Origin of the sequence: Mesorhizobium ventifaucium, assembly GCF_935822925.1 — a bacterium.
GTDB lineage: Bacteria > Pseudomonadota > Alphaproteobacteria > Rhizobiales > Rhizobiaceae > Mesorhizobium > Mesorhizobium ventifaucium.
In genome coordinates this window covers 26348-51864 of the sequence record NZ_CAKXZS010000005.1, presented here as the reverse complement: position 1 = coordinate 51864, position 25517 = coordinate 26348, and the positions used below count along the sequence as shown (strand labels likewise).

32 protein-coding genes and 1 tRNA gene are annotated in these 25517 nt (G+C 61.5%); 18 read left to right on the top strand and 15 right to left on the bottom strand.

Translation table 11 applies throughout. The annotated features are described in order from the left end of the window. Positions 1-10 precede the first annotated feature (10 nt). From kdpA to NMG70_RS04730, 9 genes are all read right to left on the bottom strand, one after another. Entirely contained in the window at positions 11-1714 is a 1704-nt protein-coding gene (gene kdpA, locus NMG70_RS04775) for a potassium-transporting ATPase subunit KdpA (protein ID WP_254023462.1), read from the bottom strand. Positions 1715-1748: 34 nt separating this feature from the next. After that, positions 1749-1838 (bottom strand): K(+)-transporting ATPase subunit F, encoded by a 90-nt coding sequence (locus NMG70_RS04770; RefSeq protein ID WP_036266998.1) that lies wholly within the window; start codon positions 1836-1838, stop codon positions 1749-1751. A 496-nt stretch (positions 1839-2334) separates the two neighbouring features. Continuing rightward, complete coding sequence (locus tag NMG70_RS04765) at positions 2335-2517, bottom strand: hypothetical protein (RefSeq protein ID WP_254023461.1); 183 nt, start codon at positions 2515-2517, stop codon at positions 2335-2337. After that, a complete protein-coding gene (locus NMG70_RS04760) occupies positions 2517-2705 on the bottom strand; it encodes a DUF3606 domain-containing protein (RefSeq protein ID WP_254023460.1) in 189 nt (62 codons plus the stop codon). The genes NMG70_RS04765 and NMG70_RS04760 overlap by 1 nt, the downstream gene beginning before the upstream one ends. A gap of 425 nt (positions 2706-3130) precedes the next feature. Continuing rightward, positions 3131-3391, bottom strand: a complete 261-nt coding sequence (locus NMG70_RS04755; RefSeq protein ID WP_254023459.1) for a DUF982 domain-containing protein — start codon at positions 3389-3391, stop codon at positions 3131-3133. Positions 3392-3929: 538 nt separating this feature from the next. Next, on the bottom strand, positions 3930-4691 hold the full coding sequence (locus NMG70_RS04745) for an NYN domain-containing protein (RefSeq protein WP_254023457.1): 762 nt from the start codon (positions 4689-4691) through the stop codon (positions 3930-3932). Between the two features lie 86 nt (positions 4692-4777). Beyond that, entirely contained in the window at positions 4778-5131 is a 354-nt protein-coding gene (locus NMG70_RS04740; RefSeq protein ID WP_436798350.1) for an Atu4866 domain-containing protein, read from the bottom strand. Beyond that, on the bottom strand, positions 5128-5532 hold the full coding sequence (locus tag NMG70_RS04735; protein WP_254023456.1) for a carboxymuconolactone decarboxylase family protein: 405 nt from the start codon (positions 5530-5532) through the stop codon (positions 5128-5130). The genes NMG70_RS04740 and NMG70_RS04735 overlap by 4 nt, the downstream gene beginning before the upstream one ends. 97 nt (positions 5533-5629) lie before the next feature. Continuing rightward, a complete protein-coding gene (locus NMG70_RS04730; protein WP_254023455.1) occupies positions 5630-6355 on the bottom strand; it encodes an SDR family oxidoreductase in 726 nt (241 codons plus the stop codon). Between the two features lie 124 nt (positions 6356-6479). On the opposite strand from NMG70_RS04730, the gene NMG70_RS04725 reads away from it, so the two are divergent. From NMG70_RS04725 to NMG70_RS04715, 3 genes are all read left to right on the top strand, one after another. After that, positions 6480-7370, top strand: coding sequence for a LysR family transcriptional regulator (locus NMG70_RS04725; protein WP_254023454.1), 891 nt, complete (start codon positions 6480-6482; stop codon positions 7368-7370). 126 nt (positions 7371-7496) lie between these two features. Next, positions 7497-7748, top strand: a complete 252-nt coding sequence (locus tag NMG70_RS04720) for a hypothetical protein (RefSeq protein WP_254023453.1) — start codon at positions 7497-7499, stop codon at positions 7746-7748. Positions 7749-7960: 212 nt separating this feature from the next. After that, positions 7961-8416, top strand: coding sequence for a YybH family protein (locus tag NMG70_RS04715; RefSeq protein WP_254017801.1), 456 nt, complete (start codon positions 7961-7963; stop codon positions 8414-8416). A 227-nt stretch (positions 8417-8643) separates the two neighbouring features. Here the strand turns inward: NMG70_RS04715 and NMG70_RS04710 are convergent, their stop codons facing one another. Then, entirely contained in the window at positions 8644-8832 is a 189-nt protein-coding gene (locus tag NMG70_RS04710) for a DUF3606 domain-containing protein (RefSeq protein WP_254023452.1), read from the bottom strand. A 71-nt stretch (positions 8833-8903) separates the two neighbouring features. On the opposite strand from NMG70_RS04710, the gene NMG70_RS04705 reads away from it, so the two are divergent. The 6 genes from NMG70_RS04705 to NMG70_RS04675 all read left to right on the top strand — a co-directional run bounded on the left by NMG70_RS04705 (position 8904) and on the right by NMG70_RS04675 (position 12985). Beyond that, positions 8904-9800, top strand: a complete 897-nt coding sequence (locus NMG70_RS04705) for an ATP-dependent DNA ligase (RefSeq protein WP_254023451.1) — start codon at positions 8904-8906, stop codon at positions 9798-9800. 485 nt (positions 9801-10285) lie between these two features. Then, entirely contained in the window at positions 10286-10636 is a 351-nt protein-coding gene (locus NMG70_RS04700) for a hypothetical protein (RefSeq protein ID WP_254023450.1), read from the top strand. Between the two features lie 146 nt (positions 10637-10782). Beyond that, positions 10783-10950: a hypothetical protein gene (locus NMG70_RS04695; protein ID WP_254023449.1), complete on the top strand. Its 168-nt coding sequence runs from the start codon at positions 10783-10785 to the stop codon at positions 10948-10950. Between the two features lie 692 nt (positions 10951-11642). After that, positions 11643-11924, top strand: coding sequence for a DUF982 domain-containing protein (locus NMG70_RS04685; RefSeq protein WP_254023447.1), 282 nt, complete (start codon positions 11643-11645; stop codon positions 11922-11924). Positions 11925-12415: 491 nt separating this feature from the next. Next, entirely contained in the window at positions 12416-12715 is a 300-nt protein-coding gene (locus NMG70_RS04680) for a DUF1236 domain-containing protein (RefSeq protein ID WP_254023446.1), read from the top strand. Positions 12716-12742: 27 nt separating this feature from the next. Then, a complete protein-coding gene (locus NMG70_RS04675; protein ID WP_254023445.1) occupies positions 12743-12985 on the top strand; it encodes a hypothetical protein in 243 nt (80 codons plus the stop codon). Between the two features lie 124 nt (positions 12986-13109). Here NMG70_RS04675 and NMG70_RS04670 read toward each other — a convergent pair whose 3' ends face one another. Then, on the bottom strand, positions 13110-13427 hold the full coding sequence (locus NMG70_RS04670; protein ID WP_254023444.1) for a hypothetical protein: 318 nt from the start codon (positions 13425-13427) through the stop codon (positions 13110-13112). Between the two features lie 767 nt (positions 13428-14194). Then, positions 14195-14284, bottom strand: a tRNA-Ser gene (locus NMG70_RS04665). A gap of 426 nt (positions 14285-14710) precedes the next feature. Between NMG70_RS04665 and NMG70_RS04660 the strand changes: the two genes are divergently transcribed. The 3 genes from NMG70_RS04660 (at position 14711) to NMG70_RS04650 (ending at position 16972) form a co-directional block, all read left to right on the top strand. Continuing rightward, on the top strand, positions 14711-15028 hold the full coding sequence (locus NMG70_RS04660) for a hypothetical protein (RefSeq protein WP_254023443.1): 318 nt from the start codon (positions 14711-14713) through the stop codon (positions 15026-15028). Between the two features lie 83 nt (positions 15029-15111). Then, a complete protein-coding gene (gene msrA / locus NMG70_RS04655; protein ID WP_254023442.1) occupies positions 15112-15774 on the top strand; it encodes a peptide-methionine (S)-S-oxide reductase MsrA in 663 nt (220 codons plus the stop codon). A 208-nt stretch (positions 15775-15982) separates the two neighbouring features. Then, a complete protein-coding gene (locus NMG70_RS04650) occupies positions 15983-16972 on the top strand; it encodes a BMP family lipoprotein (RefSeq protein WP_254023441.1) in 990 nt (329 codons plus the stop codon). A 281-nt stretch (positions 16973-17253) separates the two neighbouring features. Here the strand turns inward: NMG70_RS04650 and NMG70_RS04645 are convergent, their stop codons facing one another. Continuing rightward, the gene (locus tag NMG70_RS04645) at positions 17254-17463 is read right to left on the bottom strand and encodes a SlyX family protein (protein ID WP_254023440.1); all 210 of its coding nucleotides are present in this window, start codon (positions 17461-17463) and stop codon (positions 17254-17256) included. Positions 17464-17627: 164 nt separating this feature from the next. On the opposite strand from NMG70_RS04645, the gene NMG70_RS04640 reads away from it, so the two are divergent. From NMG70_RS04640 to deoA, 6 genes are all read left to right on the top strand, one after another. Beyond that, positions 17628-19160 carry an ABC transporter ATP-binding protein gene (locus tag NMG70_RS04640; protein WP_254023439.1) on the top strand — a complete coding sequence of 511 codons (1533 nt, stop codon included), beginning with the start codon at positions 17628-17630 and terminating at the stop codon, positions 19158-19160. Continuing rightward, the gene (locus tag NMG70_RS04635; protein ID WP_254023438.1) at positions 19157-20296 is read left to right on the top strand and encodes an ABC transporter permease; all 1140 of its coding nucleotides are present in this window, start codon (positions 19157-19159) and stop codon (positions 20294-20296) included. The genes NMG70_RS04640 and NMG70_RS04635 overlap by 4 nt, the downstream gene beginning before the upstream one ends. 1 nt (position 20297) lies before the next feature. Next, a complete protein-coding gene (locus NMG70_RS04630; protein WP_254023437.1) occupies positions 20298-21269 on the top strand; it encodes an ABC transporter permease in 972 nt (323 codons plus the stop codon). Positions 21270-21403: 134 nt separating this feature from the next. Continuing rightward, on the top strand, positions 21404-21799 hold the full coding sequence (gene cdd / locus NMG70_RS04625) for a cytidine deaminase (RefSeq protein ID WP_495663984.1): 396 nt from the start codon (positions 21404-21406) through the stop codon (positions 21797-21799). 13 nt (positions 21800-21812) lie between these two features. Beyond that, the gene (locus NMG70_RS04620) at positions 21813-22631 is read left to right on the top strand and encodes a purine-nucleoside phosphorylase (protein WP_254023435.1); all 819 of its coding nucleotides are present in this window, start codon (positions 21813-21815) and stop codon (positions 22629-22631) included. Then, positions 22631-23950: a thymidine phosphorylase gene (deoA, locus tag NMG70_RS04615; protein WP_254023434.1), complete on the top strand. Its 1320-nt coding sequence runs from the start codon at positions 22631-22633 to the stop codon at positions 23948-23950. Before NMG70_RS04620 ends, deoA begins: the two co-directional genes overlap by 1 nt. An 81-nt stretch (positions 23951-24031) precedes the next feature. On the opposite strand, the gene NMG70_RS04610 is transcribed toward deoA, so the two are convergent. Together NMG70_RS04610 and upp are read right to left on the bottom strand one after the other, a co-directional pair. After that, positions 24032-24595, bottom strand: coding sequence for a TIGR02281 family clan AA aspartic protease (locus tag NMG70_RS04610; RefSeq protein ID WP_254023559.1), 564 nt, complete (start codon positions 24593-24595; stop codon positions 24032-24034). Positions 24596-24702: 107 nt separating this feature from the next. Further along, positions 24703-25332: a uracil phosphoribosyltransferase gene (upp, locus tag NMG70_RS04605; RefSeq protein ID WP_029348092.1), complete on the bottom strand. Its 630-nt coding sequence runs from the start codon at positions 25330-25332 to the stop codon at positions 24703-24705. Positions 25333-25517: the final 185 nt, after the last annotated feature.

Here is a 25517-nt window from a genome sequence, read left to right as displayed (position 1 = left end):
GTGGGACGGTTCAGAACATCTGCCCGTGGATGCCAGCCAGGTGCTCGACGATCGGTCCGACTGCCAGCGCCGGGAAGAAGGTGAGGCCGCCGACGATCAGAATGACGCCGACCAGCAGCCCGACGAACAGCGGCCCGTCGGTCGGGAAGGTGCCGGCGGAGGCTGGCACCGTCTTCTTGGCGACCAGCGAGCCGGCGATCGCCAGAGCCGGGATGATGACCAGGAAGCGGCCCATCAGCATGCCGATGCCGAGCGTGATGTTGTACCAGGGCGTGTTGCCGGTCAGGCCGCCAAAAGCCGAGCCGTTGTTGGCGGCAGCCGAGGTGTAGGCATAGAGAACCTCGGAGAAGCCGTGCGGGCCGGCATTGGCCATCGAAGCGACGCCGGTCGGCAGCACCACCGCGATGGCGGTGAAGATCAGCATCGCCAGCGGCAGGCAGAGAATGGCGAGCATCGCCATCTTGACCTCCTTGGCCTCGATCTTCTTGCCGAGATATTCGGGCGTGCGTCCGACCATCAGTCCGGCGACGAAGACGGCGATCACGATGTACATCAGGATGCCGTAGAGACCGGCGCCGACACCGCCGACAATGACCTCGCCGAGCTGCATGTTGATGATCGGGATCATGCCACCAAGCGCTGTGAAGCTGTCATGCATCGCGTTGACGGCGCCGCAGGACGCGGCAGTGGTGATCACCGCAAACAGCGCCGACAAGGCGATGCCGAAGCGCGTTTCCTTGCCTTCCATATTGCTGCCGTCGATGCCCAGCGCATGCACCAGCGGGTTGCCTGATGCTTCCGCCCAGTAGCAGACGGCGACGCCGGCGATGAACAGGACGCCCATCGCAGTCAAGATCGCCCAGCCCTGGCGCTGGTCGCCGTTCATGCGGCCGAAGACGTTGGTCAGCGCGGCACCGATGGCAAAAATCGAAACCATCTGGATCAGGTTCGAGATCGCGTCGGGATTTTCGAACGGATGCGCGGCATTGGCGTTGAAGAAGCCGCCACCATTGGTGCCGAGCATCTTGATGGCGATCTGCGAGGCGACAGGGCCGACCGCGATCGTCTGCCGCGCGCCCTCCAAGGTTGTGGCGTCGAGATAGGCGCTGAGCGTCTGCGGCATGCCGAGATAGACATAGACCAGCGTCAGCACGATGCAGAGCGGCAACAGCAGGTAAAGCGTGCAGCGGGTCATGTCGACCCAGAAATTGCCGATCGATTTGCCGGAAGCCTTGGTGAAGCCGCGGATTAGCGCGATTGCGATGGCGATGCCGGTCGCTGCGGACAGGAAGTTCTGCACGGTGAAGCCGGCCATCTGCACGAGATAGGACATCGTGCTTTCACCGCCGTAGTTCTGCCAGTTGGTGTTGGTCATGAAGCTGGCGGCGGTGTTGAAGGCGAGTCCGGGTTCGACGCCGCTCATGCCGGCCGGATTGTAAGGCAGGCTGCCCTGCAGCCGTTGCAGGACGTAGAGCACCAGGAAGCCGGCGAGGTTGAAGAACAGCAAGGCCGCGGCATAGGTGGTCCAGTGCTGCTCCTCACGCTCGCTGGTCCCCGAGATGCGATAAAGGCTCCGCTCGACAGGAGCCAAAATCGGCGAGAGCAATGTGCGGTCGCCGCTGAAAACGCGAAACATGTAGCCGCCGAGCGGCTTCACCAGCAAAACGACGATCCCGCAATAGACGAGGATCTGTATCCATCCGTTGAATGTCATTGAAACAGCTTTCCGTGCCTTCGCCAGTTGCCGTTCAGAAACGTTCTGGGCGAACGAGGGCGTATGTCAGGTAGGCGAGAAGGAACAGGGTCACAGCGCCACCGAGGATATAGTCGACAAGCATGTTGCTGTCCTTCCGCCTAAAGACTGTCGCAGGCTTTGACGAAGGCGAAGAACAGGGCGAAAAACAAAAACCCTATCCCGAGAACGATGATGTCCATCGGATTTGTACCTTATGTTCGGTTTTGCACTGGCTTGCCTGCAGCCGGCAGCGTTGAAGTCATGTGAAGACACTCTGTCGCGATGATAATGGCGAGCGAGACATGTCCTTCGCGACGGAATATGGATCCAAACCCCATAAAGGTTCGAGACGTGGCGAAGAGGAAAGAAATAAGAATCCTATAAAGGATTTGCCGTCGCGGTTCTCAGCGCGCGGCGCTCAACCACGAGTCGTACGCCGGCGCGAAGCCGCCGAAAATCAGCGTATAGTCGTCCGCATGGTTAGAACGGGAATAGGCCGAGTTTAAATTGATAAGCCGCTCAACCCGCCCACAACGCAACCAGGCGCGTGCGAAGCCGATGCGGGGCGTCGAGAGTGGACTCGCCGCCAAGTCGGCGGCTCAGCCTTCGGCCTTGAAGTTCTTCGCTTCCTTCTCGACCTTGGCGCTGTCCTTGCCGTGCTTGCGCATCAGGTCCTTCGCCTGGTTGGGCGATACGTCGGTGGTCTCGGCCAGGCGCAGGGCCTCCTTGTCGTCCGGTTTGCGTTTCTTCCGATCGGCCATTGCGGTTCGCTTGTCAGTCATCACGACGCCTTTATGCTCTCGGCGATTTCGTGCAGCACCTTGCGATTGGTGCCGTGGCGCTTGATCAAAGTGCGTGCCTGTTCGGGAGTAATGCCGGCTTCCTCAGCGAGATGCCTCACCTCATAGTCTTCGTCGCCGGCTACCTGTGAGCGATCGCGGTTGTCGGTCTTGGATTTGTCGTCGGGCATGGCAGTTCTCTCCTCACTTAGAGACTGTTTGGAAAGTCTACTCCGGCGGCCATCTGATGGCGTTTTCTGCGCTTCCGGTGCTCACGGACCCAAACGTCCGCTGCGCTCCGGTTCTCGAAACCACCACCATATGACTCGCCGGAGCGACTTTCGAAACAGTCTCTTGGACTTGGAGCATAACGGCGGAGATTTCGTGAGGTTCCTTGATGCATGTCGCCCAAAAGTGCGCAGCGGTTTTGGGACAACGACATGCATACACAACAGCAATACATGTCGCCGAAAAGTGCGCAGCGGTTTTGGGACAACGACATGCATAAACAACAGCAATACATGTCGCCCAAAGCTGCGCAGCGGTTTGGGACCAGGATATGCCCTAAAAAACAAGAACTAAAGGCGCGTCGCCAGGCCTTCAGACGTGACGCGTTTCAATGCCGGCCTTCGCGCACAAACACATGGGCTTCCTTGGCGGCGGCCGTGAATGCCCGCCGCGCACTGCCGACCGCCCGCCGCTGCTCCATCGCATCCATCATGGCTTTCAAGGCCGCGCGATATTTCGGCCCGCGCTTTTCGTCTGGCCATCTGTCGACCAGAAGCGAGGCCGCCTGGACCGTCCTCGTCACCGAAAGCCGGCGCCCGGTCCGTTCGCTCTCGATCGTCACCGGAACGTCGAATTGTTCATCACGCATTATCGCCACTCCCTGACTCCAACGGCAGCAACGGCGCAGCGGATTATCCGTTCCGATAGCGAATGGCGCGATCCATCCCGATCACAATTCATGGTTACTGAGTGGCTTAGGTGGCCAGTCTCATTTTAGACAGTGCGCAAGCCAATTGAGGGCGATGTGCATTAGCGGCACCGATGGTCGAACACGATCCCCATGGTCCTACCAATTGCGGTCATCACGATAAGCTCGACCAGTTGGTCGTCGCTGTCCGCACAAGCCGGGCCTGCCCGGCGGATGGTATCTATTGCGGCTCTGGTCGATATGGTGTCGCCGGCGCGGAATTTTGAAAGCGCAGAGGAAACAAGTTCATGGGTCGGCAAGTCGACGACAGGCGCTCTCGAAACGACGTTCATTGGCATCCTCCACCATGAACTCTCTGCCACGAGAATAATACGCCGAATGGCGGTTTTTCGCCAGCGAAATTGTGGTCCGACCAGAGGCCAATCGGACACCAATCCGGACACCAATCGGTCTTGGGACAGCTAGCTTTTTGCAGGGCTCAGCGCGATGCTGCCGACTTCGATTTCTCTCGGCTCTTCGCAGCTGGCTTGACCCTTATGCGCATCGCTCCGCCCTCGGGATGATCGATCTCAAAGGCATTGGTCTTGCGCACGAGATCGCTCAGCTTGCGAAAGCCGAAGGTCCTGGGGTCGAAGTCCGATGCCAGATTGGCGAGCTGATTGCCGACAATCCCGAGCGGCACCCAGCCGTCCTCGGTTCCCATCTGTGAAATGACCCTGGTGATGACCGGCGTCGCCGCGCTGGGCGGCTGCAAGGATTTCGCCGGCGCCGCGTCGTTCGCGTTGGCTGACGCAGTCGGAAGCAGGTTCTCGGTGTATACGAAGCGGCGGCATGCCTGCCGGAAACTCTCAGGCGTCTTCTGCTCGCCAAATCCATAAACGTCGATGCCGTGCTCTCTGATGCGAGCGGCAAGGCGGGTGAAGTCGCTGTCGGACGACACCAGGCAGAAGCCTTCGAACCGCCCGCTGTGGAGAAGGTCCATGGCGTCGATGACGAGCGTGATGTCGGATGCGTTCTTGCCGGTGGTGTAGGCGAATTGCTGCTGCGGGATGATCGCATGCTTCGACAGCACATCGGCCCATGCCTTTGAGCGGGTGCTGGAGAAATCGCCGTAGATGCGACGGACGCTTGCCTCGCCGATCTTGGCGATTTCCTCGAACAAGCCGTCGGCAATCTTGGCCGAGGTATTGTCCGCGTCGATCAGCACTGCAAGCCGTGGAGAACGTGGTTCGGTTGGCAAGGTGAGCCCCTGTTTTGGCTGCGCACCAAGAGACATATGGTGCAGCGGCGCCATGCGAAACCTTTTTATCGAGATACGGACGTCATCTACCACTCCCGATACAAGATCATGCCGGCGTGGTGCAGCACGCCGTCGATGAACGTTCCGTCAGCGGTAAAGCCGGTGTCGTCCCAGTAGTCGATGTGATTTCCCCGGATCTCATAGCGCCCCTGGTATGCGCTGTCACGGTTCCCGCGCGCTTCGTCATAGCGACCGTTTGGAAGCAAGTTGTGGCGGATATGGCCATCGGCCGTGACCCACATCCCGACATAGGAGTGGCTTGCCGAAGGTGGGGTAACGGAATTTTGCTCGATATTCATCTGGGCGAGGCCTTTCTGTAGGGATAAGCCGGCCAAGCCGGCAACAAGCACGGCAGCGGCAAGTAGATAAATCTGTTTCATGGGACAGCTCCTCCGGGTTGTTTGCCGGGAGCGGCGCGACGTTCAGTGAACAGCTCGGAAAGCGTTTGCGATGCTGCGATCGCGCGCGGGAATCCGGCCGGGACCGTCACCATGTAGATGACTTCCTTCAGCTCTTCCTCGGACACGCCGATGTTGAGCGCATAACCGGCATGGATTTTCATGAAGGCAGTCTCACCCATGGCTGCGAAAACCGCGACGGCGGCGAGTTGGCGTGTGCGGCCATCAAGCCCCGGGCGGGACCAGACGTCGCCCAGCGCATAGAACTGGGTTGCTCCCGCAAGGAACGGAAACTCCTGTCTCATGCGTTCCAGCGCAGGCTGCGGAGCGCCATTATTCAGGCTTCTGACGACGGCGTCGCCGCGTTGCAGCCGCTCTTCCATCGTCTGCGATCTGGCGGTTTGAGGAACCGCGGCGAGCAGCAACGCGACGGCAATCGAGATGCACGAATTGTGAACACGAAAATCCATTGTTGCCTCCCTATTTGGTGGCTGTCGGCCGGATGACGATCTCGTTCACGTCGACATCGTCCGGCTGTTCGATGGCAAAGCGCACGGCACGGCCGATCGCGTCGGGCTGCAGCGCAATGGCGCGGTAGGTCTTCATCGCTTCCACCGCGACCGGATCGGTGATCGTGTCAGCGAGCTCGCTCTCGACCACGCCGGGATGGATGCAGGTGACGCGGATGTTGTCGTGCTCCTGCCGCAGGCCATCGGAGATGGCGCGGACCGCGTATTTGGTTGCGCAATAGACCGCGGCTGTCGGCGACACCGAAAGCGCGCCGATGGAGGCGATGTTGACGACATGGCCGGAGCCTCGGGCCGTCATCTCCGGCAGCACCGCAGCGATGCCGTGGAGCACGCCCTTGATGTTGACGTCGACCATTCGGTCCCATTCATCGACCTTCATCGAGACCATCAGCGACAACGGCATGACGCCGGCATTGTTGACGATCACATCGACGCGTCCCCAGGCCTGGCGCGCCGCCTCGGCAAAGGCGGCGACATCGTCGCGGTCGGTCACGTCCAGGCGGCGTATCATTGCCTCCCCGCCCTTTGCCCTGATCTCTTCTGCGAGGGCATTCAGCCGATCGGTGCGGCGCGCACCGAGCATGAGCTTTGCTCCAGCGGCACCGAGCTCCCGGCCGATGGCGGCGCCAATGCCGCTCGAGGCCCCGGTGATGAGCACGACTTTGTTGAGGGACATGTTTTTTCGTCTCCGCCTGGTTGATCTTGCGAACCGCCATGCAGCGGTTGCCACGAAGATGGATCCGTTTCACTGTTGCGATAAGACGACCATTCATTCACAGCGTCGAAAGCGCAGCTAACCAATGCAGCCGGATCTCAATGCGCTTGCCGTCTTCGCCCTCGTCGCCGAGGAGCGGAGCTTCCGCGCGGCTGCGGACCGAATGGGCGTCACCCGCTCGGCAGTGAGCCAGACGATGAAGCGGCTGGAAGAGACGCTCGGTATCGCGCTGGTCCAGCGCACGACGCGAAGCGTCAGTCTTACCGAGGCTGGCGAACGCCTCTACGCTGAGATAGCGCCCGCCATTGCCGACATGCGCGCCGCAATGGAGAGCACAGGGGACCTGCGCGGGCGTCCGCGCGGGCAGTTGCGGCTCGCTGTCTCATCGATCGCCGAGCGCTTTCTTTCAGGGCCGTTCCTGGCGGCCTTTGCCGAAGCCAATCCGGAGGTTCAGATCGACATCACGGTTACGGACGAGGAATTCGATATCGTCGCCGAGGGATACGATGCCGGCGTCAGGCTCGGCGAGGTGATCGAGCAGGACATGATCGCGGTGGCTGTCGCCGGTGACGAGCGGCAGCTGGCCGTCTGCGCGCCGGCCTATCGCGATCGGTTCGGGGCGCCTTCGCATCCGAAGGAACTCGCGGGCCATCGCTGCATTGGCTGGCGCCGCGCACCGAAGGTCGCGCCCTATCGCTGGGAATTCGCCGAGGGCGGCAAGGAGTTCAGCGTCGCGGTCGCGTCGGAGATCACGACCAACGACATGGCGTTGATGATAAAGCTCGCCATTGCCGGCGCCGGCATCACTTTCGGCATGGAGGAAAGCTTTCGCCCGTGGATCGGTCGGGGCGAACTGGTGCCGGTTCTCGTCGACTATTGCCCGCGCTTTGCCGGCTTCTACCTGTATTATCCGAGCCGTCGCAACGTCGCGCCGAAGCTGCGCGCGCTTGTCGAACACCTGCGGCGTCGTGGCTAGCGTTTTTCACGCGGACGATCGAACCGAAATCGCTTTCCGGCCCCATCATCCGCTTCGGGACGGGAGATCGTCAAACTCGCTGTGCGCAGCGGTATCTCGATGTTGCAATTATATTAGTGTGAGCGCATGTTTCCGTCAGCCGGCCGCAAGCCGGTCAGGCCCGGTGGCCAGCCGGTCACCCCCAACAGGCTGCCGGGCCGCCCGCAACGGCTTGGGTTGCCGGCCCTCTACTTGATGCTGCATGGAAATCCGGCGCTTGAGCCGATCGTCGCCACGGGATCGATGATCGTCGCTGCCAGCGTGCTCATCTTTGCCTTCGTGGTTTTCTCCGCCGAAACGGCGCGCTCAGTCTCGGGAATACCTGCCGTTCCACGCTAAACGGCGTCAGGATATTGCTGAGCCAAGCCCGCGCCTCTGGCGGAGAAAGCGGGCCGATCGGGGTGTGGGCTGAGAGCGTCTGGCGCTTGTGCATAATATTAGATAAGCCTAATGCAAATCAGGTCTGGCCGATTTAGCGGGCGCGGCGGCGCACTCGGGTTGGGCGTGCTATTCATCCGGTAGATATGTCGATCACGCAAAGGGAGGACGAGATGAGACCGGTTAAGTCATTCGCATTTGCTGCTGTGCTGCTTCTTTCGTCTGCATTGTCTGCGGCCGCCCAGTCGGCTCGCGAGGACATCGAAGCGGCGCTGCCGAAATTCACGGACGCCTTCAACAGCGGAAACGCGGCGGCGGTGGGTCAATTGTATACCGAGGACGCTGCCTTGCTGCCGCCCGACGGCAAGCGCATCGATGGCCGCAAGGGCGTGGAAGAATTCTGGCAGGGCGCGATCAAAGGCGGGATGAAGAATCTCACCCTGAAGGCGCTGGAAGTGGAAGAGAGCGCGAACCTCGCCTACGAAGTTGGCGCATTTACGCTCGATGTGCCGAGCAAAGACGGCGCCCTCTCCACCCTTGCGGGCAAGTACATCGTCGTCTGGAAAAAGGGCGACGACGGGACATGGCGCCTGCATCGGGACATCTGGAATTTAGGTGCGGCCCAATAGGGATTGAAATCCGGCCTCATTGACCGGCTTGGCGAAAGGTGCGGCGGGTTTTTTCCGTTGGAACAAAGGCTTAGGTAGAAAGTTTGGCTTCCGCAGCATTATTTCCTGTGCAGACATGCTGCGAGATCGGCTCGTCCCTCCGATCAGCCCGCGTCCTCTTCCCCCCACGGGGCGCGGGCTTTTCTGCCAGCCGGCGATCGGCGGCCCCAGGTCTGAGCGTTTGGTCATCATTGTGCCGGCAATGCCTTCGCGGCGGCGGTCAGGGTTGCCCGATCGTTGCCGTGCTTGCGGATCAGTTCGCGCACCTGCTCCGGCGTGATGTTGTTCTGTAGAGCGAAAAAATTCACTTCGTAATCATCGTCCGCCGATATCTTGTTGCGGTCGCGAAAGTCGCGTTTGCTTTCGTCGTCTGCCATGTCGCACATTCCTTTAGAATTTTCTAATATTGACTGTAGCTAATATATGCCGATGACCTAGACTGGGTTCCATGCGTAGGCGGGCAGATGCCGGCACCGGCCGGCTAGAGTTCATTTCCCCGATGAAGCCCAGGCTGGTGGCCATGCCGCCCGAGGGTGACGACTGGATTCATGAGATCAAGCTGGATGGCTACCGCGCCCAGATCATTATCAACAGCCGCGAGGATATCCGCGTCTATACCGAAACCGGTAAGGACTGGACGCGTAAATATCTGGGCATTTTGGAAGCCGCGGCGGAGTTTGAGGTCAAGAACGCCATCATCGACGGCGAGGCGGTCGTCACCGACAAGGCCGGCATGCCCGACTTCAACGCGCTCCAGAACGCCGTCGACAACAATCCCTACGGCATGTACCTGTGCGCATTCGACATTCTGCACCTCAACGGGCGTGATCTGCGCGACATCGGCTGCAAGGCGCGCCGCGAAATTCTCAGCGGTATCATCAAGCCGCACAGCCGGATTCGGTTCAGCGAGGCCCTGCCTGGTGACGCGCAGTCGCTCTTCTACCTCGTCGAGGAGGTCGAGCTTGAGGGAATTGTCTCGAAGCGCGCCGACAGCAAATATCGCAGCGGCCTGACCTCGAACTGGCTGAAGACCAAGAGCTTCACGGTCGATGAATTCGAACTGTTGGGCGTCGAGCGCCAGCCCGGCGAGGCAGCCTTCGCCCTTTTGGCACAGCCCGGCACCGGGAAATATGTCGGTTCCGCCCTGATCAGCCTGGGCCGCGACATGAAGGAGCGGCTGTTCAAGAGGGTTCGGGAGCACGCCGGGCCGCCGCCGGAGGCCATGAAGAAACGGCCGGGGACACAATGGGTCAGGCCCGGGGTGAAGCTGCGCATCAAGCATCTTCGCGGCGACCACAGCCAGATGCGCAACGCGTCGCTGCTGGGTTTCGGTGACGAGGAGTAGCGCGCTTTGCCTGCGCCCTTTGAGCGACGGACGCTTCGGCGCCGCAGCCAGAACGACGCCATGACCTGGGAGCGGATCACGCGGCTGGCCAACGACTGGCTGCCCAAACCGCGCATCCCGCCTGGCCACTATGGCAAATGTGCACTGTCGGAGCGCGGCGAGACCACAAGGAGTATGTGTGGTGAAAGTGCACTGCGATGAAGCAGTAGCGCCCCACATCAACCCAAGCCGTGCGTCGCTGTCCGTGAAGTCAGGGGCGAAGCGTCAGCAAGGGAGGCGGTGAATCACTGGCGGTGGGAACGGATGGCCGCTTTGCGCAGCATTCTGGACGCCAACGCTGATGTCCAATATCTCAAAAACGGCCGTTTGTTCATCACCGCCCGAAGCCGGTGGAACTATTTTCCGTGCCTTACCGGCAGGCATAATCCTTATGCACTTGACCTTTAGACGGGCTCCCGTCAACTTCCTCGTCAGGGGTGGGAATCTTGGCAAAGTCCGCAGTATCTTCAGTATCGGATGCATCGCGTCCGCAACTCTTCGGTCAACTCGGCCCGGACGTCTTTACGGTTTTCTCTGGTGGGAACCGGCTGCTCTATGAGCGTGCGATCCTCGCCGTCTACGACGATTTCTACCGGTCCGACCTCCTGTTCCCGACCGAGGCAGAAGTAGTCGGCGCGATCTACAACTGCATCACGAGGGAGCCTAGCCCCTGGAAAAATGTTCTCGGGCTTGATGCGCCTTCGATCCATCGGCTCCATCCCGAGTTCCAGCGTGTTAAGTTGCGCCAAGGCGACAACCCGCTGGCGTTCAACAGCGCGCGTCTGAAACGCCGCTGATCCGAGATCGCTGCCTTGCGGGCCAACTTTCTCAATATGGCGCGAAAAGGGAGCGGTACGGGCTAGGGCTAGCTCGGTGCCTTTTTAGTCACGCGCTTGGGAACAAGCGCCAGATAGCGAGGTTAGCAGCGTAAGGAGTTTCTCCTATGGCTGACGAACAGGATAGACCGCCGAACAACCCTGAAATCGTCGTTCGACGCTTGGTCAAAGAAACCGGCATTACCGAAGAACAGGCCCGAGAGCTTATTTTCTTCCTCGGGCTCCATTGGGCATCGCTGCTCCGGGAAGCTAAGGCCCTAGCTGCCAAGCGGTAGGCGGGTTTAGTCAGATAAATTAATCGGCGCTTGGTGAACGACTAAGGCGTCTCGCCCGCCGCGTCAAAAGGCGCGTTGATCTTTTTTGTTGTCCGAGATGTCCTGAATCGTATTAGTTGCTCAGAGTGCTTTAGCCCGAGGGGGTGGTATGCCGATTTATCGAAAAGCTAAAGAAGCTGGCGTCTTCGGCGCATCCGAAGTAGCTACGCTGGGCCGTGTGTTCGACCGGCTCAAGAGGGATGGCGACTCCGAACATCTACGTGAGGCTCTCGCGTCCCGGATCCTTGCAAATTATACGGCCGGTATCACCGACGAGGACGAACTTGTCTCAGCGTCGAAACTGCCGTTGGGCCGGTAGACGCAACGCAATTAGGCCCCTTGCGTTCACCACATTTTTTCGACCTTCGCTGGAACATAGGTTTAAACCGGAACTTTGGGACGGGCAGCATCGTCTTGGTTCCCTCTCAAGATTGCTGCCGGTCGGGTGATGCTCCGATCTCCCTCCGTGAGGCGCGGGCTTCTCAGTTCAGAGACCGAAACGATCAAGGGCTCTTCGGACGGCCAGGCCCCTCTGGCATCGAGCAACGCGGCCTGGGCCGGCTAAAATAAGAGCACCACAGCCCCGACGAACGTTCATGCAACCACCGCCATGTCTTCGCGTTTAGCCACTTCAATTCTGGAGAGCGACGAAGATGCCGGCGTTTATTCCGATTACAATCTACCTAGACAGATCGATGCTGGTTGCGTCGATCCCTGATGCTGCGAAAGCGCTTCAGCAACCGTGGCCATTCATGGACAAGCCGTCCCGACTTGAAGCAATTCGAATGATTGAGGAATGCCTGGCCGGACACTGCACCCAACAAGCCGCGTTCGATGCCTTCAAGGCGGCCGCAAGTGAACAGGGGCTTCTCAGGCAAAAGCCTCCAAGCGCAGGCCTCAGGAAATTCGACGGGGTTGCCGAAGACCTTATGTGAGGTGATGCTGCCCTCGCGACCTTGAATCGCTGACAGGCCTCCTGAGCGGACTTGGTCAGCCGCACGGACCACCCGCCAAATCGAGGAATGGCGGGTGGTCCTTTATCGGCGCAGGAAGGGACGTAGCTGCGCAGATCTCAATTTCGATTTTCGGCCTCAACGGCCAGTGGGTCCCCTAGCTAACGACTATTCCAATCGCCAGGAATGTGATGGAGACGGCGAAGACCGGAGCGAGTAACCAGCGGGCTTGGTGGACACTATTCTCCATCGGGTTCTCCCTTGAACTCGCAACGAGCAACGACTGTACGCAAAGGCGGTTCCGGGTGGCGCGCCTTGCCCGGCTATACCGCGAAACAGGTCAGACTTAGGTCCTGCCGCGCGTCAGACCAAAGCCCAGCAAAAGGAACATTTGCAACAGCATGAGGTTTGGGGAGCCTGGCGCGCGAAGACGCGTTCAGCGGACCAAAGCTCACATAAAGGAGGCACCACTTATGAGAATGCGTCTTTCCACTGCAGCCGCGGGACTTCTGCTGCTGGCAGGTATCGGCGTCGCTGCCGCTCAGGACGTCATCATCGAGCCTGAACAGGAGACGGTCATCAGGGAATACGTGAAAAAGCAGCCGCTCGCATCGGTGAACCTCCCTGGAGTGGAGCTCAATATCGGCTCAACCCTACCCGAGACGGTCGAACTCCATGAAGTCCCCGACACCAAATACCGCACCGTTGTCGTCGACAACCGGACCGTTGTCGTTGATCCGGGCACGCGCAAGATCATCAAAATCATCGAATGACCTAAGCGACTGAGAGGACAACCCGCCGTGCCGAAAGGTGCGGCGGGCTTTTTTGTTGTGTTTGGGGAACACGAACTGGCGACAATGGTTCGGGTCGGCAACAAAAGCGCCGCACCGTCAGATCGAGGACAAGCAATGCAGGAAAAGCAAGGTTTAACTGATAAAGAAAAGCACGACAGACAGGAGCGCACGTCGGATGCTGCACGGGCATTGACAGACATTGAGCGCGTGGCACGAGAAGCAAAGACAGCTCGGCTGCGGGAGCGATGACTGAAGGCCGAAACTGCTCTTCCTGCTACATCGGCACTGAAACCGAACAGGAATTGGAAGACCAAGAAGTCGTAGCTCCTAGCACCCCTCTAAGACGCGGTCCTCTCCGCAGGCCGCGCCGGGTTCAATTTCGACGGCCGATGTGCAAAGGTCGAGCGTGGAATATGGTGTTGAGTTCGCGCATCTGCTGGACGAGGCGATCGCGCTCGGCAAGGTCATTCGGTTCGGTGGTGTGTTGGTCGATGATCTGACCATACAGAGTGATTTTGTTATTCAAGTTGTTCGCTTTCCGCAGCTTCGGTTGGTCAGCGCCAAGCGCGGACAGCCAATGATCGATATGGAATTCTAGAAATCCAAACTGCATTATCAAGCGCCCTATCGGCTCGTAAAAATCGCTGTCGCAGCGCTCGATCATCTCCGATACGGATTTTGGACGTTCCATTATCGTGCTCACATTGACGAAACGCAACGAGCGGATGAAGCGGATGCTTCAAGACGCCGCGCCGGTGCGGCACACGATAGCGAGAAGGTTGCAAAGAGTCCGACCGAAAGAAATGAGGCCCTGAGCTAATATCATCCCAATGGCAAAGAGTGGGCGTCCCCTATTGCCGACGCCTTCGTTTTCAGGAATATAATCCTCCATTGCGGCGACCCCTTTAACCGGAGATCGCCATGCCCCAAAAGACTCTCGCCGACACTCTGGCCGCCCGCGAAACCATCTATGTCAATTGTGGACACCCGATGTGCGGCAAATCGACGAAGCTCGACATCCAGGCGCTGATTGACAGGCTCGGCCGTGACCACGGCTCGATGCATGACGACCTGGTCGGGCTCTTTGTTTGCTCAAATTGCAAGGCTGCCGGCCGTGACCGACGGCAGGTGTTTTCACATTCATTCCTGACTACGAAAGCCAGCAGCGGGCGCGCAATTGCGATTGGAAGCCAACCTTCGAACGAAGGGGCTGAGGGTGGCCGGCGCCGCTTGTGGGGGCGTTGGGTAGATTGCCTGTAGGGCGGCGGCGGGGCGGATGGGGGTCCGCAGACGCTCCTGGGGGCTGCCCTGCGGTTTTTTTCCGGACACTCCGATTCCCAAGCAAAGTCAAAAAAGGGGTGGCGGCACGATGGCCGAGCTTCATCGTTTGCGGAAGTTAGGAACGGAAAGGCAGCAACTCACAAAAGCGCAACAATCACAAACGCTTAACGTTATATCTGGCGGAGAGAGCGGGATTCGAACCCGCGTTACGGTCTCCCGTAAACACACTTTCCAGGCGTGCGCCTTCAACCACTCGGCCACCTCTCCGTCCTGGCATTTTCACCGCGGCCGGTTTCACCGCGCGGGTTGGGGAGATGCCGTCTCCCTCGGGGAATTCCGGTGCGAAACTCCGCACCGTGGGCGCCGTCAACCAGCGGACACCTTTTCCCCCGTACCTGAGCCGTCAAAGCAACAGGCGCGGGGCTCATCTAGTCGATCCGGTGCCGAATGCCAAGACATAACGGCGCTCTAATCGCTTTGTCGGACAGCGATGCCCTGTCCATGCCACCAGCGCTGTTAGGTAAGCCGATTGCCGCGATCGGCGGCGGCGTCCTGGCCGACCGACGCCTCAGCGGCGAAAACCGGCGGCGCAGGTTCAACTTCGCGTGTCGCGATTGCGGACAAAGCGCGCAGAACCTATTTATCAGGCCGATACAGACATTTCTGATAAGCTTGCGGGGAGGCAAGGTCTGGATGTTCCGCTTTCTTTTCCGTCTTGCCGCGATGGTTACGCTTTCGGTTTCGGTCATCATGGCGGTGGTCGACGCGACACGCTCGGTGGCGGCGTCCGCCCCGGTCATGACCCCGCTCAACACCAGCTGGCTCGCCGTCTCGCCGGATACGCGAAGCGCCTTCGAAAGCTTCGTCCGCGACAAGCTTGGTCCGCTGCTGTGGGACGGCGCCATCGCCTGGGTGCTCAACCAGCCCGGTTTCGCGGTGTTCGCGGGGCTTGCCTTCCTTCTCTACATGATCGGCTACAGGCGGGAGCGAGCGACCGGGCGGTTCGCCTAGACTTGATAATTTGTTGTCGATGACCTTATGGGGTTCCCAAAAACAAAGAGAAAGCCCCAAACAAAGTGAAAGGGAGACTGCACATGTTCCTCAGCGACATGCTGAACAAGAAGCTCAACCTGCCAAAACCTGCCGAGGCGCTGCCGGGTCGCGCCGACCCTATCCCGACGGCATCCAGGCATTTTGTCTCGAAGCGGCCGCTCAACGGGCCCTATCCCGAGGGGCTGGAGAAGGCGATGTTCGGGCTGGGCTGCTTCTGGGGCGCGGAACGCCTGTTCTGGCAGGTCCAGGGCGTCTGGGTCACGGCCGTCGGCTATGCCGGCGGCGTCACCCCTAACCCGACCTACCAGGAAACCTGCACCGGTTTGACCGGCCATGCCGAAGTCGTGCTGGTCGTCTACGACCCGGAGATCGTGTCCTATGCACAGCTTCTGAAGCTGTTCTGGGAAAGCCATGATCCGACGCAAGGCATGCGCCAGGGCAACGATGTCGGCACCACCTACCGCTCGACGATCTACACGTTCGGTGATGCGCAATACCAGGCGGCGATCGCCTCGCGCGACGCCTACGAGGCCTCGTTGCGCGGCGCCGGGCGCGGCAAGATCACCACCGAGATCGCGCCGGCGCCGGCATTCTACTTCGCCGAGGAAGACCACCAGCAATATCTGGCGAAGAATCCCTACGGCTATTGCAATCTGCAGGGCACCGGCGTCGCCTGCGCCGTCCCGGCTGCCGTCTCCGCCTGAGGCCTTGGCGGGACGATTTTCCGTGGCGCCGGGATGCGGCGCCAGGCTTTTCCAACGGGTCAAAATTCCGCGTGAATTTTGCTTCGGGCCGTGCCAGATTGGCCCGAAGCGGGAGGAAGACACTCCTGTCTGATGTCGCATGCCTGCCGGAGAACCGCGCAGGCAGGCGGTGCATAACGGAAAAAATAACCGACAGGGTGTGGATCACATGAAACGTATTGTTCTCGGCCTCCTGGCCGCAACTGCGATGGTTCTTCCGGCCTTCGCCGCGGACATTCAGCCAGCACTTCTCTACGATCTCGGCGGCAAGTTCGACAAATCGTTCAACGAAGCGTCCTTCAACGGCGCCGAAAAGTTCAAGGCCGAAACCGGCATCGCCTATGTGGAATTCGAGGTCTCAAACGCGACCCAGCGCGAGCAGGCGCTGCGCCGTTTCGCCGAGGATGGCCGCAATCCGATCGCCATGGCGGGCTTCTCCTGGGCGGATGCGCTGGAGAAGATCGCCGTCGAGTTTCCCGAGACCAAATTCGCCATCATCGACATGGTCGTCGACAAGCCCAACGTGCGCTCCGTCGTCTACAAGGAGCAGGAAGGCTCCTATCTAGTCGGCGTGATGGCGGCGATGGCCTCGAAGACCAAAAAGGTCGGCTTCATCGGCGGCATGGACATTCCGCTGATCCGCCGATTCGGCTGCGGCTATGTCGGCGGCGCCAAGGCGGCCGGCGCCACCGACGTCATCCAGAACATGACCGGCGACACGCCGGCCGCCTGGAACGATCCGGCCAAGGGCGGCGAGATCGCCAAGACCCAGATCGACCAGGGCGCCGACGTGGTCTACGCGGCGGCAGGCGGAACCGGTGTTGGCGTGCTGCAGGCGGCGGCCGACGCCGGCAAGCTCGGCATCGGCGTCGATTCCAACCAGAATGGACTGCAGCCCGGCAAGGTGCTGACCTCGATGGTCAAGCGCGTCGACGTTGCCGTCTACAACACCTTCATGGACGCCAAGAACGACAAGTTCACCGGCGGCATCAACGATCTCGGCCTCAAAGAAGGCGGCGTCGACTACGCCATGGACGAAAACAACAAGGCGCTTGTCGACGACGCGATGAAAGCGGCGGTCGAAAAGGCCAAGGCCGACATCATCGCGGGTACCATCAAGGTGCACGACTACATGTCGGACAATTCCTGCCCTTATTGATTGCAGGATTCTTGCGAAGAGGACCCCCACCCTAACCCTCCCCACAAGGGGGAGGGAACGCTGCCGCGCGCCTTTAACTTCCCCTTTGGCGCCGAAACGCGGGCAGTTTGCCGAGGTTAGCGCCAACGGAAGTCTCCCTCCCCTTGTGGGGAGGGGTTAGGGGTACATCGTAGAGCGAAAGCCTCGGGTTTCCACCTGCGATAGCCCTGCTACTGATCGCGAGATTGCGGATCTGATCGAAGCCGCCGGGTGAAAGCCCGGCGGTTTTCTTATCCGCAGGCTCACCAATGCGGCGGCTTGGTCACAGGCACGTCGGATGCGGCCTGTTCTTCCAGCGCCAGGAAGCGGTCGGTCAGCGCATCGAGCTTGCGCTGCATGCGCTCGATCACCTTCCACTGCTCGGCGATCTGGCCGGACAGTTCCTCGATGGTCTGCTCCTGCTCGGCGGCGCGGATTTCCAGCGTCGTCAGCCGGTCGTCGGGCATGGTCATTTGAAATCCTCGATCAGGCGATTGTGCAGGCTGCGGCCACGTTCGAAATTGACAAGCGCGCGGGGATTTGTCGAGAGTGAACGCTGCTCCGGCAATTGGCACAGACGGGGCGTCATGCTAGGCGTTTTGACCAAGCGATAAAAAATACGAGTGGGACAGGCTGCATGGCGCAAGCCGCAATCGAGCTGATCGGCATCAACAAGAGTTTTGGCGCAGTGCGCGCCAATCGCGACATCAACCTGGAGATCGCGCGCGGCACCATCCATGGCATTGTCGGCGAGAACGGCGCCGGCAAGTCGACGCTGATGTCAATTCTTTACGGGTTCTATCAGGCCGACAGCGGCGAGATCCGCGTCGGCGGCCAGCCGGCGTCGATCAAATCGCCCAACGACGCCATCGCGCTCGGCATCGGCATGGTGCATCAGCATTTCATGCTGGTCGACAATTTCACGGTGCTGGAAAACGTCATTCTCGGCGCCGAAAGCGATGCGCTGCTGAAGAAGAGCATCGCCAAGGCGCGGTCCGAGCTGGAACGGCTCGAGCGCGAATACGGGCTGGAGGTCGATCCCGATGCGATCATCGAGGAATTGCCGGTCGGCCTGCAGCAGCGTGTCGAAATTCTCAAGGCGCTGTATCGCGGCGCCGAGATCCTGATCCTCGACGAGCCGACGGGCGTGCTGACGCCCGCAGAAGCCGACCATCTGTTCCGCATCCTCAGGCAGTTGAAGGAGCAGGGCAAAACGATCGTGCTGATCACCCATAAACTGCGTGAGATCATGGCGATCACCGACACGGTCTCGGTCATGCGCCAGGGCACGATGGTGGCGACCAGACAGACCACGAAGACCACGGTCGGGGAATTGGCCGAACTGATGGTCGGGCGACGCGTGCTGCTCAGGGTCGAGAAGGGCGAGGCGGAAGCCGGCGGGGTCAAGCTCGCGGTGAAGAACCTGACGGTGCGGGATTCTCGTGGCGTCACCATGGTCGACGACGTCTCCTTCGATGTGCGCGCCGGCGAGATCGTCGGCATCGCCGGCGTCGCCGGCAACGGGCAATCCGAAATGCTCGAGGCGATTTCCGGCATCAGGCGCGCCGTCTCGGGCTCCGTCATGCTCGACGGCAAGCCGATCGATCTGACCGGGGCCGCCGATCCCGGCGAACTGCGCGACCGCGGGCTCGCCCATGTGCCGGAAGACCGTCATCATGTCGGGCTGGTGCTGGCCTTCGAGGAGAACGAGAATTCGATACTCGGCTATCACGACGATCCGCGCTATGTCCGGGGGCCGTTCCTCGACATCGACGCTATCCGCGACGACGCCAGGGACAAGATCGCCAAATACGACATCCGCCCGGCGGACTGCCGCCTCAAGACCGCGAATTTCTCCGGCGGCAATCAGCAGAAGATCGTGCTGGCGCGGGAGATGGAGCAGGATCCGGGCGTGCTGATCGTCGGCCAGCCGACGCGCGGCGTCGATGTCGGCGCCATCGAATTCATCCATAAACGCCTCATCGCCATGCGCGACCAGGGCAAGGCGGTGCTGGTGGTGTCGGTCGAGCTCGACGAGATCCGCTCGCTGTCCGACCGCATCCTGGTGATGTTTGCCGGCCGCATCGTCGGCGAGCGCGGCCCGGAGGCGAGCGAAGGCGAGCTTGGACTGCTGATGGCCGGCGTCGAGCAGCGGGAGGCGGCGGAATGAGCATGCCCTACGCCAAGCTGCCGGCCTGGGCGGATTACGGGCTGATCCCGGTGATCAATCTCGCCGTTGCCTTCCTCGTCGCCGGCTTCGTCGTGCTCCTGGTTGGCGAAAATCCGTTCCGCGCGGCCGTCGTCCTGGTCGAGGGCGCCTTCGGCCGTGGGCAAGGCATTGCGTTCACGCTGTTCTACGCCACCACCTTCATCTTCAGCGGGCTTTCGGTGGCGGTTGCGGCGCATTGCGGCCTGTTCAACATCGGTGGCGAGGGCCAGGGCTATATCGCCGGCCTCGGCATCGGCATCGTCTGCCTCGCCTTCGACAGCGTGCTGCCATGGTGGCTCACTTTTCCGCTGGCGATCGTCGCCGCCGCGGCGATGGGCGCGCTGTGGGTGCTCATCCCGGCCTATCTGCAGGCCAAACGCGGCTCGCACATCGTCATCACCACCATCATGTTCAATTTCATCGCTGCCAGCGTCATGGTCTACGCGCTGGTCGGATTCTTGAAGCCGGCCATTTCGATGGCGCCGCAGACACGTACCTTCCTCGACGGCGCGCAACTGCCGAAGCTCAACTGGGTCATCGAACTGTTCGGCGCCAAGATCCGCTCGGCGCCGTTCAACATCAGCTTCCTGCTGGCGCTGGCCATGGCCATTCTGGTCTGGGTGCTGATCTGGCGCACCAGGCTCGGTTACGAGATGCGCACCTACGGCCACAGCGCGAAAGCGGCGCGCTATGCCGGCATTTCGGAAACCCGCATCATTATCATGGCGATGATGATTTCGGGTGCGCTGGCCGGCATGATGGCGCTCAACCCGACGATGGGCGACCAGCACAATGTCGCGCTCGAATTCGTTTCGGGCGCCGGTTTCGTCGGCATCGCAGTGGCGCTGATGGGGCGCCTGCACCCGGTCGGGATCGTGCTCGCCGCAATATTGTTCGGCATGCTCTACCAGGGCGGCGCCGAGCTCGCCTTCGAAATGCCGGCGATCAGCCGCGACATGATCGTCATCATCCAGGGCCTGGTCATCCTGTTCGCCGGCGCGCTCGAGCACATGTTCCGGCCCTATGTCCAGGCCCTGTTCGCCTCGCTCAGCCCGAGATCTGTCGGCATCGAAGCGATCAAGGGGAAGGGTGCCTGAGATGGATCTGTTCAACGCCATCATCCAGGTTCTGGACTCGACCATCCGCCTGTCGGTGCCCTTGCTGCTCGCCTGCCTCGCCGGCCTCTATTCGGAGCGGGCCGGCATTTTCGACATCGGGCTCGAGGGCAAGATGCTGGTCGGCGCCTTCGCCGGCGCCGCGTCGGCCTCGGTCTTCCATTCCGCCTATATCGGCCTCGGCATGGCCATTCTCATCTCGGTCGCTTTCGCGCTTATCCACGGCTTTGCCTCGATCACCCATCGCGGCAACCAGATCGTCTCCGGCGTGGCGATCAATTTCATCGCCGCCGGATCGACGATCATGCTCGGCCAGGCCTGGTTCCAGCAAGGGGGTCGCACCCCAGCCCTTGCCTCGGACGAGCGGTTCGGGGCGATCATCTGGCCGGGTGCGGATGCGGTCAGGGGCGTGCCGATCCTCGGCCCGATCTATTCGGAACTGATCTCCGGCCATTCCGTGCTGGTCTATGTCGCGTTTCTCGCCGTTCCGTTCACCTGGTGGGTGCTGTTCCGCACCCGCTTCGGCTTGCGCATGCGCGCGGTCGGCGAGAACCCGGCCGCTGTCGACACCGCCGGCATCTCGGTCGCCTGGCTGCGCTACCGGGCGCTGATCTGCACCGGAGTGCTCACCGGCATTGCCGGCGCCTATCTGTCGATGGTGCAGAATGGCGGCTTCGTCAAGGACATGACCGCCGGCAAGGGTTACATCGCGCTGGCCGCGCTGATCTTCGCCAAGTGGAAGCCGGTCAATGCCATGTTCGCCTGCCTGTTGTTCGGCTTCCTCGACGCGCTGTCGATCCGCCTGCAGGGCACGCCGCTGCCGCTGATCGGCAAGGTGCCGGTGCAGCTCATGCAGGCGCTGCCCTATATCCTCACCGTCATCCTGCTCGCCGGCTTCATCGGCAAGGCGATCCCGCCGCGCGCCGGCGGCGTGCCCTATGTCAAGGAACGCTAAGCGTGATTTCGAACCGCAGGTCCGCGTCAGCGAAAAGTGGAAGCCGGTTTTCGGACAAGCTCATGCGAGGCAAAACATGAGCATGATCCCGAAAAGTGGAAGCCGGTTTTCGGACAAGATCATGCGAGAAAAAAATCATGTCGCATGATCTGTTCGAAGCGGCCAGGGCCGCCATGGCCAAGGCCTATGCGCCGTATTCGAAATTCCCTGTCGGGGCGGCACTGCGCACCGAGGACGGCCGCATCTTTACCGGCGCCAACGTCGAAGTCGCTTCCTATCCGGAAGGCTGGTGCGCCGAAACCACGGCGCTTGGCCACTACATCATGGCCGGCGGCGGCAGGATAACGGAGATCGCGGTGATCGCCGAGCGCATGGCGAAGTGCTCACCCTGCGGCGGCTGCCGGCAGCGGCTGGCCGAATTCTGCCAGCCGGAAACCAGGCTCTATCTTTGCGATGATGCCGGCGTGGTCGAGACCGTGACCATGGGCGAGATGCTGCCCTACGCCTTTCAGGGCGATATGTTGAAATGAAGAGCTGGTTGAAATGAAGGAAGCGCTTGATCGTCTTGTCGAAAGGCTGGACGGGCTGGCGCCCGCCACAGCGCTGGTGCTGGGTTCGGGCCTTGGCGGGCTTGTCGAGCAGGTCGAGGATCCCGTCCGCATTCCCTATGGCGAATTGCCGGGCTTTCCCATAAGCGGCGTCAGCGGCCATGCCGGCGAGGTGGTGGCGGGGCGTTTTGCCGGCACGCCTGTGCTGATGCTGTCCGGCCGCGCCCACTACTACGAGCACGGCAACGCGGCTGCGATGCGGCCGGCGCTGGAGGTGCTCGCCGGCCTCGGCATATCGCAACTGATCCTCACCAATGCAGCCGGCTCGGTCGATCCGGAGATGGGGCCGGGCTCGGTCATGCTGATCACCGACCACATCAATTTCTCGGGCTCCAATCCGCTGATCGGCGAGCCGAGCGACCGCCGCTTCGTCGGCCTGACCGAAGCCTATGATGCCGGCCTTCGCGCGGCGATCGAGACGGCCGCGGAGGCGACTGCTACCGCGCTGCACAAGGGCGTCTATATGTGGTTTTCCGGGCCGTGCTTCGAGACGCCCGCCGAGATCCGCATGGCGCGCGTCATGGGCGCCAATGCCGTCGGCATGTCGACCGTGCCGGAGGTCATTCTCGCCCGTTTCCTCGGCCTGCGCGTCGCCGCCTGCTCGGTCATCACCAATCTCGCCGCCGGGATGACCGGGGCGGAGCTTTCGCACCAGGAGACCAAGGACATGGCGCCGGTCGGCGGCGCGCGGCTGGCGACAATCCTCCAGCGTGCTTTCCAGGACGGGCTGCCGGGGCGTAAGGTCCCGGCCTGATGCTTCCCCAGGAAATCATCCGCAGCAAGCGCGACGGCCAAAAACTGTCGACGCAGGAGATCGCCAGCTTCATCGAAGGCGTGACCGCCGGCACTGTCTCGGACGGGCAGGTCGGGGCCTTCGCCATGGCGGTGTTCTTCAACGGCATGAGCCGCGACGAGGCGGTGGCGCTGACGCTGGCGATGCGCGATTCCGGCGACGTGCTCGACTGGTCCGACCTGCCGGGCCCGGTCACCGACAAGCATTCGACAGGCGGCGTCGGCGACAATGTCTCGCTGATGGTGGCGCCGATCGTCGCCGCCTGCGGCGCTTATGTGCCGATGATTTCCGGCCGCGGTCTCGGCCATACCGGCGGCACGCTGGACAAGATGGATGCCATCCCAGGCTATATCAGCCAGCCGGATGTGGCGGGCTTCCGCAAGGCGGTGCTTGAAGCCGGCTGCGCCATCATCGGCCAGACCGCCGATCTCGCGCCCGCCGACCGCAGGCTCTATGCGATCCGCGACGTGACGGGAACCGTCGAATCGGTGCCGCTGATCACCGCCTCGATCCTGTCGAAGAAACTGGCCGCCGGCCTGCAGTCGCTGGTACTCGACGTAAAGGTCGGCAACGGCGCCTTCATGGAAAGGTCGCGCGACGCAACGACACTGGCGAATAGCCTGGTCGAAGTCGCCAATGGCGCCGGCCTGAAGACCTCAGCACTGGTCACCGGCATGAACGAGCCGCTGGCGTCGGCAGCCGGCAACGCGGTCGAGGTGCGCAATGCCGTCGATTTCCTCACCGGCCGCTTCCGCGACCGGCGCCTCGAGGACGTGACGCTGGCACTGGCCGCAGACATGCTGCAGTCGGCCGGGCTGGTGTCGTCCAACCAGGACGGCATGCGGCGCGCCGCCGAGACGCTTGCCGGCGGCGGTGCCGCCGCGGTCTTCGCGCGCATGGTGGCGGCGCTCGGCGGTCCGGTCGATTTTGTCGAGAATCCGGAAAAATACCTGCCGAAGGCGGCGACGGAGTTTGCGGTCGAGGCGACCGAAAACGGCTTTGTCACCGGCATCGCCACCCGCGACATCGGCCTCGCCGTGGTCGGGCTTGGCGGCGGGCGCATACGGCCGGACGACAGGATCGACCATGCGGTCGGCATCACCCGGCTGCTGCCGGTCGGCGCGGAGGTGCGGGCCGGCGAGGCGCTGGCGCTGGTCCATGCCCGCAATGCCGGGGATGCCGAGGCGGCCGCGGCCGCCGTGCTTTCGGCCTATGCGATCGGCGCTTCGAAGCCGCCCGCGGAAAAGACCGTCATCCGGCGGATCCTGCCGCGCGGGTGATCCGCTTTTGTTGGACCATGATCTTTCCGAAAACCGGTTTCCACTTTTCGCTGACGCGGACCTGCGGTTCGGGATCATGGTTCACTGGACGAGCAGCAGCGCGCCGTTCTCGACCTGGTATTTTTCCAGCCGCTGGAGAAAGCTCAGGCCGATCAAGTTGGTGCGCAGCGCCTTGTCGTCGAGCACCACCGCCTGAACGCCGTCGACCGTGATCTTGCCGATCTGCAGCCGGTCGACGGTCACCAGGGCAGCCTTGATCGCGCCGTTGGCGGTGTTGACCTGGTGTTTGAAGTCCGATGCGTTCAGCGAAATTCCGATCCTGCGCGCCGTCGAACCGTTGATGGCGACCAGCGTCGCGCCGGTATCGATCATGCCGTCGACCTGACGGCCGTTGAGCTTGAACGCAGACGTGAAATGCCCGCGCGCGTCGGCGGTGACCACGACCTTGCGGCCAAGCGGCTGCGGCGCCGCCGGTCTGTCGGGAACCGCAGCCAGGTTCAGGTCCGTTTGCGTTTCGACCTCCGGCCTGGCCCCGACCGCCGATTTCAGCAGGCCTTCGAACATCTGCGGATTCGACTGATAGAGCATCGGGAACGACGCCGATGCTACGGCGAGCACGCCAAGGATGAGAAAATTGCGCAGCATGGTCCGGCCTTCGTGAAAGCCCATGCTTATCGCGGCATGGTGTTTGCCACTTTAACAGATGCGGAAAGCGGCCGTTTGCGTAAACGATCGGTAAACGAGCGGCACGGTCATTTGGTCCCGTACATGCGGTCGCCAGCATCGCCGAGGCCGGGCATGATGTAGCCCTTCTCGTTGAGCTGGCGGTCGATGGAAGCGGTGAAGACCGGGACATCGGGATGCGCCTTGATGAAGCGCTCGAGGCCTTCTGGCGCCGCCAGCAGGCAGAGGAAGCGGATGTTGGTGGCGCCGCGCCCTTTCAACTTGTCGATCGCCGCGATCGCCGAATTGGCGGTCGCCAGCATCGGATCGACGACGATCACCAGCCGGTCGGCGAGATCGCTCGGCGCCTTGAAGAAATATTCGACCGCTTCCAGCGTTTCGTGGTCGCGGTAGAGACCGATATGGGCGACGCGCGCCGCCGGCACCAGGTCGAGCAGGCCTTCGAGCAGGCCGTTGCCGGCGCGCAGCACCGAGGCGAAAACCAGCTTCTTGCCCTCCAGTGTCGGCGCTTCCATCGTCTCGATCGGCGTTTCGATCGTCGTCGTCGTCAGTTCGAGGTTGCGCGTGACCTCGTAGCCGAGCAGCAGCGAGATCTCCCGCAACAGCCGCCGAAACCCGGCCGTCGAGGTTTCCTTCTTGCGCATGATGGTCAGCTTGTGCTGGACAAGCGGGTGGTCGACGACGGTGACGCCCTGCATGGTGTTCTCCTAGCTGCGCAGGTGAATGGTGAATGGTGAATAGTGAATAGTGGATAGGTTTGCGAGTCCTTGGTTCAGCGGAAAACTCGCGGTTGACGGACCGAAGCGCCGGGTGAACCATTCATTCACCATTCACCATTCACCATTCACCATTCACCATTCACCATTCACCATTCACCATTGTC